Raw genomic sequence first — 12,288 nt, 5'->3', positions numbered from 1 at the left:
ATTTAATTTTGGGGACTCTTATGGAGTTCCCTAAAGCTTTAATAAAAAGACCAAATTATCATTTCGAACACCCACATAAAAGAAAGGATAAAAGAATAGGTAGAGGATTTAGTATAGGAGAACTTGAAAAAGCCGGCTTAAATATAAATAACGCTAGAAAACTGGGGATAATAGTAGATATAAGAAGAAAATCGGTTCATGAAGAAAATGTAGAAGTACTAAAGAAGTTTTTAGAGCAACTTTCAAATCAAAAATCTTAAGGAGGCACTATGACTGCACGGCCTATCACTTTGCCCTCTCTTAAACCCTTAATCGACTTGTTGATATCCCTTAATCTGTACGTATTTACTATAGGTCTAATTTTTCCCTCATTATATAGCTTATAAACACTTATCAAATCATCAAAGCTGCCGTATAATATACCCCTTACTTTTAACCCCTTTAATACTAGTAACTGCTCCGGAACAGTTAGAGTACCACCAAATTCTCCGACAATTCTTAGCTCTCCTTCCCTATTTAGCAACCACATGGAATCAGAAAGTGTGTAATCACTGCCCACGTAATCTATAATGTAATCAAACTTAGACTCCTTAATCTCACTAGCTATCGTACTGCCATCTTGTATATCAATTACCTCATCAGCTCCTATTTCCTTAGCCTTACCTAGCTTATTTTTATTATGCCCAATAACGGTAATTCTAGCTCCTTTTAGTTTTAAAATTTGTAATGCCAATAGTGCGACAGCCCCAGTTCCAATAATTAATACATTATCCACCTCACCTATGCCCTTGGTTGAGCTATAAGCTGTTATTCCGGCATCTGCTAGTGGTGCTAACTCAACGGGATTACCATCTACTCTTAAGAGAATATTATCAGTAGGAACACTCACATATTCCGCGAAACCACCATCAATATTAAGCCCAACAATTTTCACTTTTTCGCAGTATTGATACTTTCTGGAGACACAATACTTACATTTTCCACAACCAACATTATTATAAACTAGTACCTTATCCCCTTCCTTAAAATTGTGATTGCCTTTAACAACTTCTCCGACAATTTCATGTCCTAATATTTTCGGTAATTCAATCTTGATTTCGTATTTCCAATCGCCATTCATTACATGCAAGTCCCCATGACAAAGCCCAGTAGCTAGAACTTTTAGAATAATTCCATTGGAAGGCTCTCTTACATCTTCGAGACTTAATTCCTCACCGAAACTTCTTAGAATCGCAGCTAGCATTTACCATCCTGCCTTTAAATAGTACTCTTTTTCCCATTCAGTTATTTCTGATTCGTATTCTTCTATCTCTATATTTTTGATATTAATATAAGTAGTGATTAAATCTTGGCCCAAATTATACTTCATGTATATATCATTCTCTAATCTACTTAACGATTCCTTTAGGGTTTGTGGTAAGTTACCGTAATATTCATTTATATTAACCATAAGATTTCTTTCAATACCATCTAAGCCTGCATATATTATGCTGGCTAATAGAATATACGGGTTCGCTAATGGATCTGCTAATCTGAATTCTACTTGACGAGTATCCTTATAATAACTTGGAATTCTGACTATGTAATGTCTTTCAGTGCCTATCCCCGGCATATTTGGAGTCACTACTTCCTTAAATCTCTTATATGAATTGACAGTCGGTGCAGCGATAGATAGTATTGAAGGGAGATGCTCCAATATTCCAGAAATGAAATTGTATGCAATCTTGCTAAGACCAATTCCCTTGGCGTCATTGGGATCGTACATAATGTCTTTTCCATCCGTTGTTTGCAAGCTTAATGTAATGTCCATACTACTACTAGGGTAGTCTTTAAATGGTTTCGGCATAAAAGTAGCAATTACATTATTCATTTTTGCAGTATCCCTTATCACTTCCCTACTGGAAATCAAGGAGTCTGCAGCTTCTAAAACAGATTTTTGAGAAAGCTTAACCTCGTATTGACCTGGACCATAGTGTTTATTAATAGTTTCAACTTGGATGTCGATCTCTTCCAAATATTTTATAAGTAATTTTAGAAAGTTTTGTTGTTCTAATAGTCCCTCCAACGAGAAAGCTTTGGAATAATCTGCTGGATTTAGGGAAGAATTTAAGAGATAAAATGTTGGTTCAAACGAAACTTGTAGGGTATACCCTGCTTCCTTTAACTTCTCTATTGCCTTATTGAGTATAGATCTACTACAATATGGATATGATAAACCCTCTGGTTGGACTAGAAATGAGAGTACTCTAGCAGTTCTTTCTAAATACGGTATTGCAACGAAGGTGTTAAGATCGGGGATAGCAATAATATCCTCATACTTCGACTTTATCGGCCTATCCTTGTAGTCCATCAATGCTAATGATTCTGGATAGTCAACTCCTTTGTTGTTATTTATCACGTTTTCAAATTCCGCTCTCCTTAGAGACCTACCTTTGGTATTCCCTAATATATCTACAAATTCTACTCTCACATAATCTATTTTTCCAGATTTTAAAGCATCAAATATATTCTCTTTAGACACTTTTATCTCATCAACTATTTGTAGAATTATTTAATAAATGTTAACACGAATGCTTCAGCATTTATTTTATGAGTCATAATTTTAATATAGTCAAATTACTGCCTCCTCCTTACTATCCTAGAGGAATTACGATTGGTTTTGAATGTTAGGAGAAAATTGAATAGGGTTGGGCTTAATTGAATTTTCATGAATTTATATCGAACTCTCAGTCCTTGGAATTCATCAAAGTCACGTAGAATTGGATTGTCCATTTTCCTCCACCCATTAGCCGGATAACCCAAATAGCACTGGTTAACAGATTTAGGGACTCGTTAGTAAATTATTCCCACTAAGTAACCTTAATATCAACTACCACATGATACTTATGTGGATTAACACTCCTCACTATCCTACCAAAATAAGATCCCTTATACTTATTCATAGCAATTCCTACGGGGTCCTCACCCCTATTCGTCTCCACCTCAGTATAAAGGTGAATTGTACCACCTTTTTTTACCTTTTGCAACGCTACCTCATATGCCTTATCCGCTAGTTCTGGCAGAGGTGCAATTATTCTATCTGCGTCTTCTAGATCGTATACTCTTTTGAAAGCATCTCCATACATTGGAAGCACTTCGTAAGCCCTATTTAATTCTACGTTTACCATCATATAATAATACGCATAGGGATTTGCATCTATTGAGTAAATTACTTTTGGTTTGCCAAGAACTGCGGAGAGGATTGAAAATGGGCCAAAACCAGAGAACATGTTTATGATAATCTCACCTCTCTTAACTTGTCTTGCTACTCTCAGATGTTCATAGGATAGCTTCTCAGAAAAGAATACCTTAGTAAAATCAAGAAAATATTTGCATTTATGCTCTTTATAAATAGTTTCACTTCTTTTCTCTCCGGCTAAATATACATACGTTGATAACCTATATGTGCCAGAGATGTCCCTGTATCTTCCCCACACTGATTTAATATAGGGAAAAGTTAAAAGTATCTCATTTGCTATCTCTATAAGATCTTCTGATCTTTTGTTAAAAGGGATTCCAATAATTACTATATCTCCTACTATTTCAATCCTTTTCCATATATCTTGCTGGTTTTGCAACCTTTTTATCAATGCCTTCAAGCCTCTCTATGGCTTTCTCAATATGTTTTATTCCAATATTTAAAGGAACACCACCATCTAATACTGCCTCTCCACCCACTAGTACTGTCTCTGGGGTAGAAAGATTAAAGACTATGGACTCGTAGGGGCTTTCATAATCCAAGGGGAAAGTTGGGGGCTCCTTAACTTCAAACACAACTAAATCGGCCACTTTTCCGTTCTCTAAAGCACCCCTATCATTATATTTTAGTTGTAATTGCCCCCAAACTGTCATGGCGTTAAGCGCTTCTTCTGGCGTTAAGATTAACTTGGTAATAGTTGTAGAGATTTCATGTCTAATATCAAAAGTAGGAGATAGATCTAAGGATATTGATGGTTTATATTGGCTTAATGGAAATTGTGAAACCTCATAGGATGGAGTTGACGCTAAGTGAAATCCCTTCTGATTTATAATATCTAGATCCTTCCTAGCCCCTCCACCTAAGCCTATTACGTTAACTGGTTTACCATTAATATTTTCCAAGCTTACGAATCTCTCTAAGAGAACGGGGAAGTTATATTGTTGTGAGAGTTCAAACACCTCTTTAGAATACTCATTGCTACAAAGACGTAAAATTACCCTATTCTCGTTCTTATTAGACCATCTATTATATAACGTTGTGAACTGTCTCTCCCAATCCTCTTTAGAATCTGGACAATCCACGCCCACAGCTAGTACTGGTCTTAGTCCAACTTCCGAAATCGCTCTAGCTGTTATATCTAAATTAGGACCTGAAGTGACTACTGTGGTAACTCCAGTTTTCAATAAGTGATACGCACCCATTAAAGAGAAGTAGTAAATGTCATTAGGTGTAAGTGTTGACATTAGTTGAAAGGCGTTTGCCTTACCCGAAAATATCCTATACCTAAATGGATATAGGTAAAGAAAGGAATGCGTAGTTACAAACCCTGGTGCCACCACCCTGTTTTTCCCACCGATCACGTATTCTGCATAATCATAGTCTTCTGGCTGTTCTTTCGATATAACCTTTATTTGCCCTTCATCAATTCCTATATATACATCTCTGAGAGGCTTAGGTGCACCTAATACTAAATCGCTTTTTATTAAAACCTTCATTTTTCTTAAAACACTATTAGGCAGAATGTTAATTAAAGTTATTTAATGTACGCAGATTTAATTGAACGTGAGATAACACAAGATTACAAAGTAAATGTAGACTTAAAGTTAGATAATGCCTACATTGTAGGAGCCGGAGACTCTTATGCAGTAGCTCTCACGATAGAGAGTAAAACCAATGGTAGGTTTAAGGCGTTAGATCCATTCGAGGGATTGTTTTATGAAAATCTAGATCGCCCTTTAGTCATAGTATCAGTTTCCGGAAGACCAAAATCAAATATACTACTTGCTAGGAAATTCAAAGGAAAAACAAAACTCTACGTAATAACAGCAAATGAGGAATCGCAATTGGCAAAATTTGCTGATTATCTTATTCTTATTCCCTACAAATCAAGTCAACCCCTACCGGGCACATTATCGTTCTTAATGAGTTTAAGCGCGATATACTCACTTGCCTGGGAAAAGGGAGACGATATTAAGGAATCTGATAGGTCACTTAATTTGACAAATAACCCATTTTTCATAGGATATAAGGAAGGTTATGGTATTGCATATTACGCAATGCTTAAGTTCGCTGAAATTTTTGGTTATACCACAAATAGTGAAAGATTTGAGCAATTTTGTCATTCTCCAATTTTCATGACGGAAAACAGACAGATAATACTATTTAGAATCGGTAATGAGAGGGAGATTGAATTAATTAATAGCGTTGATTATACTGACATTCAATTTACTAATTGTAATGGAGCTTTCTGCAATGCGATTATACTAATAAAATCAATAGTAAATAAAATGAGGAAGGAAAAGTGGGATAAGATTTACTTTCTAGAGAACAAAAAAATATTAAACGTTAGCTCCAAGATGATATATTGAGATGGAGGAATTAGATTTAACAAAAGCTGAAAGTGGATGTGGTGCAAATTCTGCAAGTGTAAGGTTATTGAAGTTCTGGCTAGAAGTGGGAGGAAATAGAGAGATAAAAGTTATTGCACAAAAGGGATCACAAGAAGAGCAAGTAAATATGTGGATAGGCCTTATGAGTGAGAAAGGAGTTAAACTAGTGGACAAAAAGGATGAAAAAGATAAAATAGTATATACAATATTTTTACCATAATGGACTTAGTTCAAATTGCCAAGTATATAGGTTTTTCTTTACTTATAGTTTCAATTATACTTTACGTTTTTGTAGATCCAGTGGATAGGTTACTCTCGTATCAAGGGCCAATACTCTCCAGTGCACTACTGGGGTGGTACGTATTAATTTCTAACACACCAAGAGACAAATTTATTGAAACTGAAGGAGAAAAAATACCTATTGTTTCAATATTGATAAGGAAAAGAGCGCCCTTATTCATGGCCATAGGTTCACTGTTAATAATACCTTGGTTAATGCCTCAGATATACCCAATGGTATTGGAGATACAGTGGCTATTCGTACTGTCTTTCCTCAGCGAATTTCTAGGGGGTTTTATGATAGGTTATATAGTACCATCACTAAAATTTACGGAAAAGCTTCTCTTATTTAGTCTAGGATTTGCGGGAGATACGATATACTTGTTATTACTATACTTAGCATCTGGCATATTCCACGTCCCATCGCAGTTACTGTTAAATTCAGTAATAGTACTAGTTTATGGTATAAAGTTTCCTGAGGGCGTAGTATTTGCAGTCTACATTATGAAAAAGATAGGGGGAATTTAATGAGTGGGAAGGTTTATTTAGTAGGGGCAGGCCCGGGTGACCCCGAATTAATAACTGTTAAAGGCTTAAAGATCTTGCAAAAGGCTGATGTTGTGGTTTACGATAGGCTAATCCCTAAAGAGCTTCTAAATTTTTGTAAAGTCGAGGCTGAAAAAATATACGTCGGGAAAAATATAGGGGATTATGTAATACAAGATGAGATAAATGAGTTATTAGTAAAAAAGGCGATGGAAAGTAAAATTGTTGTTCGATTAAAAGGAGGAGATCCATACGTTTTGGGTAGGGGAGAAGAGGAATGCCTATTCGTTATATCCAAAGGTATAGAGTGTGAGGTAATACCTGGGATAACCAGTGCAACTGCCGTACCTGCCTATGCGGGGATTCCAGTTACTAGTAGGATCTACTCAGCCAGTGGATTTACTGTAATATCTGGAACGAAAGCAGAAGATAAAGTAATTGACGAAGATTATATCCCAAGAAAAGGCACACTGGTAATTCTCATGGGTCTTAGGAAAATAGAGAATATAGTCAATATTATAATAAAATTAAGAAATGAAAGAGAACCTGTTGCCGTTATTGAAAACGGAACAACGGAAAACCAGAGGGTTTTTACTGGGGAGTTAAAAGACTTAGTTGGCATTATCAAGAATAATAATGTGACGTCTCCAGTGGTTATTGTAATTGGCGAAGTTGTTAAATTTAGGGAATACTTATGGAAATTTAAGTGACAAAGATGAAATGCAATTTATGTGGGGATGAGATAAGAGGTAAACCTTACTCATTCAATTATAAAGGGAATATGTACTATTTCTGTAGTCCGATGTGTATGGCAGAATTCAAGAAGAGATCAGAAAAATATGTTAAATAATACAAATCTATAAGATTTAATATAAGTTTTTGTTTAGATGTTAAAAGTATAAGAGCTAAGTATATAAAGGTCTACCAAATATTAAGGATGTGTATCCACCAAAGTTTAGTTACGTAATTCCAGATAATGTGAAAGAGGCTTTAGAGTTCCTAGAGTCACATGATGATGCCAAACCACTAGCCGGAGGCCATAGTTTAATACCAATGCTAAAGTTAAGGATATTTAGACCATCGTATTTAGTAGAAATAAGAAGATTACCAGAACTAAAATACATTAAGACGGAAGGAAACGTAGTGAAAATAGGACCTGTAGTTACTCATTACGATATTATGAAGGCTAATATTCCGTTATTAAGTGAAACTGCGTCAAAGATAGCTGATCCGCAAGTTAGAAACATGGGAACTATAGGCGGTAGCATATCACATTTAGATCCTTCTGCAGATTATCCAGCCGCGTTGATTGCCATGGATGCAAAGGTAAGGATTAAGAGCACAAAAGGAGAAAGAGTAGAAAGCTTTTCTTCATTTGCCAAGGATATGTTTACACCAGATTTGAATCCAGGTGAATTAGTTGCAGAAATAGAAGTTCCCCTACTTAAGGATTATAAGTTCTCTTATCAGAAACTAGAGAGAAGAGCAGGGGATTTTGCAATTGTAGGAGTTGCTGTTGCACTAAAGGTAAATGGCGACGTAATTCAAGATGCGAGGATAGGATTAACTGCTGTAAACAAAACTGCAGTAAGAGCTAGTGAGGCCGAGAAAATATTATTATCTGGAAAGATATCGGAAAAATTAATAGAGGAAGCTGCAACAAAAGCCATGGATTACGCTAATCCGACTTCCGATATAAGGGGATCAGCAGAATATAAAAAGAAAATGGTAAAAGTTATGACTAAGAGAGCAATTTTAGCCGCACTTAATAGGTGATAAGCATGAAAGTTTTTGAGAAGGATCAAAAAGTAAAAGTTCACCTAAAGGTAAATGGACAAAATTATGAAGTTGAAACAGAGCCTAGAAGACTATTAGTTCACGTACTTAGAGAACTAGGATTTACTGGTGTTCATGTTGGTTGTGATACAAGCAATTGTGGAGCATGTACTGTAATTATGGATGGAAAGAGCGTTAAATCATGTACAATATTAGCTGTAGAGGCAGATGGGTCAGAGATTTTAACAATTGAGGGGTTAGCAAAAGATGGTAAACTACACCCAATCCAAGAAGCGTTTTGGGAGAAACATGGCTTACAATGTGGATATTGCACTCCTGGCATGATAATGGAAGCCTATTGGCTACTTAAGGAAAATCCAAATCCAACAGAGGAAGAGATTAGGGAGGGAATCTCTGGTAATTTGTGTAGATGTACTGGATATCAAAATATTGTGGAAGCAGTGAAATTGGCATCTCAAAAATTAAGGATGGAAATTCCTAAGGCGCATTAAGTCTTCTTTTTTGTCTATATCTATTAAAACACCTTCACTACATTCTACAAAACACAATTCTTCCATTCCCATTTTATTTAGTATAACTTTTGCCCCTAAATCTCCTCTTAATTTTTCAATCTCACCGAATAAACTTTTGGAAATTAATACCGGGTTTCCCTTTTCTCCTTTATGAGTTGGAATTACAGCTTTACAACTTGGCTTAAATGCGTTAATTATCTTGTCAACATCATCTTTAGTCACAAATGGCATATCCCCTAATGCTACCAATACAGCGTCGTAATCCTTGAAGAATCTCAATCCAAGCTTTATTGACGTACTTATCCCTTCCTTCCAGAACGGATTATATATTACTATTTGATCCATGAGTAAGGGAAGTAATTCATTAACATATTTACCTACAATAATGACTTTCTCTAAATCTTCATAAATTCCAATAGTTCGCATAATTATAGGGATATTATCTATTTTTGCAAATAACTTATCTCCTCCGAACCTCTTTCCCTCCCCTGCTGCCAAAATAATGACTCCTATATTCATATATACTGCTATTCCAAAAGTTACTTATGAAATATGAGGGTTCAATCAGCTTAAACGCTACTAAGGATCAAATACTCAAACTACTGGATAATCCAGATCAAGTGGCACAGTGTTTTCCAGGGATAAAGAGTTTTACCAAGGAGGGTGAAGAGTACAAGGTAGTGGGAGTAACCGGGATCGGGTTCATAAAAGGAGAATATAAGGCTAATGTGAGATTTGAGAAGATAGATGAAAATAAGAGAAAAATTATTGCTAAAGGTACTGGAATGAATAGTAACGTGGATATAGATGCAATAGCCGAGGCTCTAGATGGTAAGATAAACTATTCAGCAGATGTGAAAGTAGCAGGAGTTTTAGCGTCTGTAGGCGCAAGATTAATGGGTAGTGCATTAGAGAAGATCATCAATGACTTGTTCAATTGTATAAAGGAAAGGGTGATAAAATGACAAAAACTGAAGGAGAAATTGTTATAAAGGACTCAAATAAGGCCAAACAGTTTTTTTCAGATTATAAGAATCTATTAACTTGTATTCCCGGGGTAAAAGAAATAAATGGGAATAGCTTTAAGGCTTATGTTAAATTCTCATTTTTAACTATTGAAATTAATGGGACAGTAAAAAAGCACGAAATTAATGGAGATAACATAGATACGTTAATTACCATTGAGGGACCTGGTATAATAGCAAACATAAACACATTACTTACAATTCTTGGAAATAAAATCAAATGGAGTAGTGATTATGAAGTGGGCGGACCATTAGCAAATAGTTTAAAGAAGCATATAGGTTCACAAGCAGAGGAAATATCAAAGCAGATTATAGAGTGTAGTGTAGGGAAAATTAACCAATAGGTTCCAATACAATACCTACACCTCTAGTTCTACCTTCTCTGAATACGAAAATTTGTCCCCTCTCTAAGTATTCTGGCCTATACAGAAAATGCAATACTATTTCACTCGTATCGCCAGTTCTTAGAAACCCACTCTGAATTCTCTCAAACTTTATCGCTTGCCTTATTGTATAAGAGTGAAGGGTAGCAACATAACCTTCTCTAATGGTAGTTGGATGGTGAAGTATAAACACTCTCGCCTTAAATCTTCTAACTACCTTAGGTATTCCCTTCACCATTACCATTCCTTTTCTAAGACTCTCCTTTTCAATACCTTGAATAGCAAATGTGGCTATATTCCCAGCCAAAACGGAATCCACAAATACCTTATTTACTTGTATACTCTTTATCTTAACCTCCTTAAACTCTCCTAACTTATTAGGCCCAATTAACACAGACTCATTACTCCTAAGTTTACCTCTCACAACGGAACCAAGTACAACAGTACCCACTCCAGTTACGTTATATGCTTCATCGATATAAACTAGTGGTGTCTCTTTCTCATCTAAGTTCTTAGCCTCCGGAGGTAATAGGTTTAGGAATTTTATAAGCAAATCTAAACCTTTTCCACTTACATTCGATATTCTAAAAATAGGAACTACACGCTTAGTCTTTATAGCCAAAATTGAATTTACAACATCATCCTCATCCTCAACTTCTAGAGCCAATCTATTAATTCCGGGAATTTTTAAAACGTTTTTAATATCATTAACTATGCCTTTTATCCTATCTTCTGGATATTTATCTACCTTAGTAATAACTACAAATATAGGAAATTTTAATATTGAAGCTAAGGCTAAATGTTCTTTGCCCATTATACTTAAACCATCATCAGCTCCAACTACTAGCATAACGTAATTTACCTCATAACCTAATAATCCTTTTAGAGTGGTTCTAAGGTATCTCTCATGCCCTCCAAGATCAATAAGTCTAACTATCTTAGTACTCTTAATCGTTGTTTCCGCCTCGTCAAGTGGATCCTTTAATTGCCAATTCACTATCTTACCGCTATCATCAAATCCGATCAATCTCAATGTAATGGAAGATGTTCTACCAGATAGAACTTCATGGAGATGCCTTGCAATTGCTGTTCTTAAACCTCCATTTCCATCATCCAATCTTCCTAGAACCAACGCACCAGTTACAGTACTTTTCCCTGCATTTACATGACCCATTACTGCAACGTTGACCTCTACTGGTAAATTCTCCTTATATCTCCTAACTAGAAGTTCAGCCACGTATTTATCCTTTCTTACTTCAACGTCTCTTCTATACACAATTTTAGCGTTTACTAGCTTAGCAATCATATCTAGAGTAGATATACTTTCCTCTAATTCACTCTTGGATAACCCTATTATTTCCCCCTCATTACTTACACCTATAACGTAAAATGCTTCCCCATCACCTTCCTCTAATCTGTACTTCATTTGAGAAGCTAATTCTTGAAGACGCTCTGGCGTCACACCAGAAAGAATAAGCTTATATTCTACTTTTCCTATTTCATTTTCTCGGGGTAATTTCATTACATCACATCACTTTAACAAGTATTAAATTTGTGAACAACTAAATAAATTTTAATAGGGGATTGTTAATGTCTGAGGGACCTAAGGTAATATTTGAAGAGACACTTTTATGCCCAGTTTGTAAATCAAAGACCTTTAAGGCAATAGACTATCTATATGATACTCCGCATGCTGGAAAGCTAATTTTATCAAATTGGTACTGTGAAAATTGTGGATATAGATTTAGAGATGTTAAACCGTATGAAAGTAGAGAACCCAAGGTAATTGAGATGAGGATAGAAAACGAGAACGATCTGAGAACAATCATATATAGATCTGCTTTTGCTAAAATAACAATACCGGAATTAGGAATAGAAATAGAACCAGCTGGTATGTCTCAAGGTTATATCTCTACAATTGAGGGAGTTCTAGAGATAATATTAGATAAAGTAGGAGACTTCTGTGATAAGGAATGTGAAAATAAAATAAGATTAGCAATGGAAGGTAAAATTAAATTTACATTAGTACTTGAGGACGAATTAGGATTAAGTTTCATAAAATCAGAAAAGGCAACAGTAAAACCACTTATTTTAACTAATTCTGATTAAGTTAGGGAA

Annotated in this window: 17 protein-coding genes; 11 read left to right on the top strand and 6 right to left on the bottom strand. The window is 35.4% G+C overall.

From position 1 onward, the window contains the following. Positions 1 to 20: 20 nt before the first annotated feature. Positions 21 to 260, top strand: coding sequence for a 50S ribosomal protein L13e (locus YN1551_RS13615; RefSeq protein ID WP_012718116.1), 240 nt, complete (start codon positions 21 to 23; stop codon positions 258 to 260). On the opposite strand, the gene YN1551_RS13610 is transcribed toward YN1551_RS13615, so the two are convergent. The 4 genes from YN1551_RS13610 to YN1551_RS13595 all read right to left on the bottom strand — a co-directional run bounded on the left by YN1551_RS13610 (position 257) and on the right by YN1551_RS13595 (position 4,734). Further along, positions 257 to 1,243 (bottom strand): alcohol dehydrogenase catalytic domain-containing protein, encoded by a 987-nt coding sequence (locus tag YN1551_RS13610; protein WP_012718115.1) that lies wholly within the window; start codon positions 1,241 to 1,243, stop codon positions 257 to 259. The genes YN1551_RS13615 and YN1551_RS13610 overlap by 4 nt on opposite strands. After that, positions 1,244 to 2,521: a glutamine synthetase family protein gene (locus tag YN1551_RS13605; RefSeq protein ID WP_012710408.1), complete on the bottom strand. Its 1,278-nt coding sequence runs from the start codon at positions 2,519 to 2,521 to the stop codon at positions 1,244 to 1,246. Positions 2,522 to 2,849: 328 nt separating this feature from the next. Then, entirely contained in the window at positions 2,850 to 3,629 is a 780-nt protein-coding gene (taw21, locus tag YN1551_RS13600; RefSeq protein ID WP_012712886.1) for a tRNA 4-demethylwyosine(37)-methyltransferase Taw21, read from the bottom strand. Further along, entirely contained in the window at positions 3,583 to 4,734 is a 1,152-nt protein-coding gene (locus YN1551_RS13595; RefSeq protein WP_012718114.1) for an amidohydrolase family protein, read from the bottom strand. The genes taw21 and YN1551_RS13595 overlap by 47 nt, the downstream gene beginning before the upstream one ends. 45 nt (positions 4,735 to 4,779) lie before the next feature. On the opposite strand from YN1551_RS13595, the gene YN1551_RS13590 reads away from it, so the two are divergent. The 7 genes from YN1551_RS13590 (at position 4,780) to cutC (ending at position 8,741) form a co-directional block, all read left to right on the top strand. Further along, on the top strand, positions 4,780 to 5,607 hold the full coding sequence (locus YN1551_RS13590; RefSeq protein WP_012718113.1) for an SIS domain-containing protein: 828 nt from the start codon (positions 4,780 to 4,782) through the stop codon (positions 5,605 to 5,607). 1 nt (position 5,608) lies between these two features. Beyond that, complete coding sequence (locus tag YN1551_RS13585; RefSeq protein WP_012712884.1) at positions 5,609 to 5,848, top strand: hypothetical protein; 240 nt, start codon at positions 5,609 to 5,611, stop codon at positions 5,846 to 5,848. Continuing rightward, positions 5,848 to 6,435 carry a DUF1404 family protein gene (locus YN1551_RS13580; protein WP_012718112.1) on the top strand — a complete coding sequence of 196 codons (588 nt, stop codon included), beginning with the start codon at positions 5,848 to 5,850 and terminating at the stop codon, positions 6,433 to 6,435. Before YN1551_RS13585 ends, YN1551_RS13580 begins: the two co-directional genes overlap by 1 nt. Beyond that, positions 6,435 to 7,163, top strand: a complete 729-nt coding sequence (gene cobA, locus YN1551_RS13575; RefSeq protein WP_012715478.1) for a uroporphyrinogen-III C-methyltransferase — start codon at positions 6,435 to 6,437, stop codon at positions 7,161 to 7,163. The genes YN1551_RS13580 and cobA overlap by 1 nt, the downstream gene beginning before the upstream one ends. After that, complete coding sequence (locus YN1551_RS16305) at positions 7,160 to 7,303, top strand: TRASH domain-containing protein (protein ID WP_012718111.1); 144 nt, start codon at positions 7,160 to 7,162, stop codon at positions 7,301 to 7,303. Before cobA ends, YN1551_RS16305 begins: the two co-directional genes overlap by 4 nt. A gap of 89 nt (positions 7,304 to 7,392) precedes the next feature. Continuing rightward, positions 7,393 to 8,229: a glyceraldehyde dehydrogenase subunit beta gene (cutB, locus tag YN1551_RS13570; protein WP_012710400.1), complete on the top strand. Its 837-nt coding sequence runs from the start codon at positions 7,393 to 7,395 to the stop codon at positions 8,227 to 8,229. Positions 8,230 to 8,234: 5 nt separating this feature from the next. After that, complete coding sequence (cutC, locus tag YN1551_RS13565) at positions 8,235 to 8,741, top strand: glyceraldehyde dehydrogenase subunit gamma (RefSeq protein WP_012710399.1); 507 nt, start codon at positions 8,235 to 8,237, stop codon at positions 8,739 to 8,741. On the opposite strand, the gene YN1551_RS13560 is transcribed toward cutC, so the two are convergent. Then, entirely contained in the window at positions 8,712 to 9,281 is a 570-nt protein-coding gene (locus YN1551_RS13560; RefSeq protein ID WP_012718110.1) for a nucleotidyltransferase family protein, read from the bottom strand. The genes cutC and YN1551_RS13560 overlap by 30 nt on opposite strands. A gap of 26 nt (positions 9,282 to 9,307) precedes the next feature. On the opposite strand from YN1551_RS13560, the gene YN1551_RS13555 reads away from it, so the two are divergent. Both YN1551_RS13555 and YN1551_RS13550 read left to right on the top strand, forming a co-directional pair. Continuing rightward, the gene (locus tag YN1551_RS13555; RefSeq protein ID WP_012710397.1) at positions 9,308 to 9,727 is read left to right on the top strand and encodes a CoxG family protein; all 420 of its coding nucleotides are present in this window, start codon (positions 9,308 to 9,310) and stop codon (positions 9,725 to 9,727) included. After that, positions 9,724 to 10,131 carry an SRPBCC domain-containing protein gene (locus YN1551_RS13550; protein WP_012718109.1) on the top strand — a complete coding sequence of 136 codons (408 nt, stop codon included), beginning with the start codon at positions 9,724 to 9,726 and terminating at the stop codon, positions 10,129 to 10,131. Before YN1551_RS13555 ends, YN1551_RS13550 begins: the two co-directional genes overlap by 4 nt. Here YN1551_RS13550 and YN1551_RS13545 read toward each other — a convergent pair. After that, on the bottom strand, positions 10,121 to 11,692 hold the full coding sequence (locus YN1551_RS13545) for a GTPBP1 family GTP-binding protein (protein WP_012718108.1): 1,572 nt from the start codon (positions 11,690 to 11,692) through the stop codon (positions 10,121 to 10,123). The two genes, YN1551_RS13550 and YN1551_RS13545, sit on opposite strands and share 11 nt — an antisense overlap. 68 nt (positions 11,693 to 11,760) lie before the next feature. Here YN1551_RS13545 and YN1551_RS13540 point away from each other — a divergent pair, with 68 nt between their 5' ends. Continuing rightward, a complete protein-coding gene (locus YN1551_RS13540) occupies positions 11,761 to 12,279 on the top strand; it encodes a ZPR1 zinc finger domain-containing protein (protein ID WP_012715475.1) in 519 nt (172 codons plus the stop codon). Positions 12,280 to 12,288: the final 9 nt, after the last annotated feature.

Source organism: Sulfolobus islandicus Y.N.15.51 (genome assembly GCF_000022485.1).
Taxonomy (GTDB): domain Archaea; phylum Thermoproteota; class Thermoprotei_A; order Sulfolobales; family Sulfolobaceae; genus Saccharolobus; species Saccharolobus islandicus.
The sequence above is the reverse complement of the archived record's forward strand: the minus strand, read 5'-3'. Positions and strand labels throughout refer to the sequence as shown.

Excerpts from the sequence above, each read along its gene's own strand:
- YN1551_RS13615 (WP_012718116.1), top strand. The coding sequence starts at position 21 with ATGGAGTTCCCTAAAGCTTTAATAAAAAGACCAAATTATCATTTCGAA.
- YN1551_RS13610 (WP_012718115.1), bottom strand. The coding sequence starts at position 1,243 with ATGCTAGCTGCGATTCTAAGAAGTTTCGGTGAGGAATTAAGTCTCGAA.
- YN1551_RS13595 (WP_012718114.1), bottom strand. The coding sequence starts at position 4,734 with ATGAAGGTTTTAATAAAAAGCGATTTAGTATTAGGTGCACCTAAGCCT.
- YN1551_RS13590 (WP_012718113.1), top strand. The coding sequence starts at position 4,780 with ATGTACGCAGATTTAATTGAACGTGAGATAACACAAGATTACAAAGTA.
- YN1551_RS13585 (WP_012712884.1), top strand. The coding sequence starts at position 5,609 with ATGGAGGAATTAGATTTAACAAAAGCTGAAAGTGGATGTGGTGCAAAT.
- YN1551_RS13580 (WP_012718112.1), top strand. The coding sequence starts at position 5,848 with ATGGACTTAGTTCAAATTGCCAAGTATATAGGTTTTTCTTTACTTATA.
- cobA (WP_012715478.1), top strand. The coding sequence starts at position 6,435 with ATGAGTGGGAAGGTTTATTTAGTAGGGGCAGGCCCGGGTGACCCCGAA.
- cutC (WP_012710399.1), top strand. The coding sequence starts at position 8,235 with ATGAAAGTTTTTGAGAAGGATCAAAAAGTAAAAGTTCACCTAAAGGTA.
- YN1551_RS13560 (WP_012718110.1), bottom strand. The coding sequence starts at position 9,281 with ATGAATATAGGAGTCATTATTTTGGCAGCAGGGGAGGGAAAGAGGTTC.
- YN1551_RS13555 (WP_012710397.1), top strand. The coding sequence starts at position 9,308 with ATGAAATATGAGGGTTCAATCAGCTTAAACGCTACTAAGGATCAAATA.
- YN1551_RS13550 (WP_012718109.1), top strand. The coding sequence starts at position 9,724 with ATGACAAAAACTGAAGGAGAAATTGTTATAAAGGACTCAAATAAGGCC.
- YN1551_RS13545 (WP_012718108.1), bottom strand. The coding sequence starts at position 11,692 with ATGAAATTACCCCGAGAAAATGAAATAGGAAAAGTAGAATATAAGCTT.
- YN1551_RS13540 (WP_012715475.1), top strand. The coding sequence starts at position 11,761 with ATGTCTGAGGGACCTAAGGTAATATTTGAAGAGACACTTTTATGCCCA.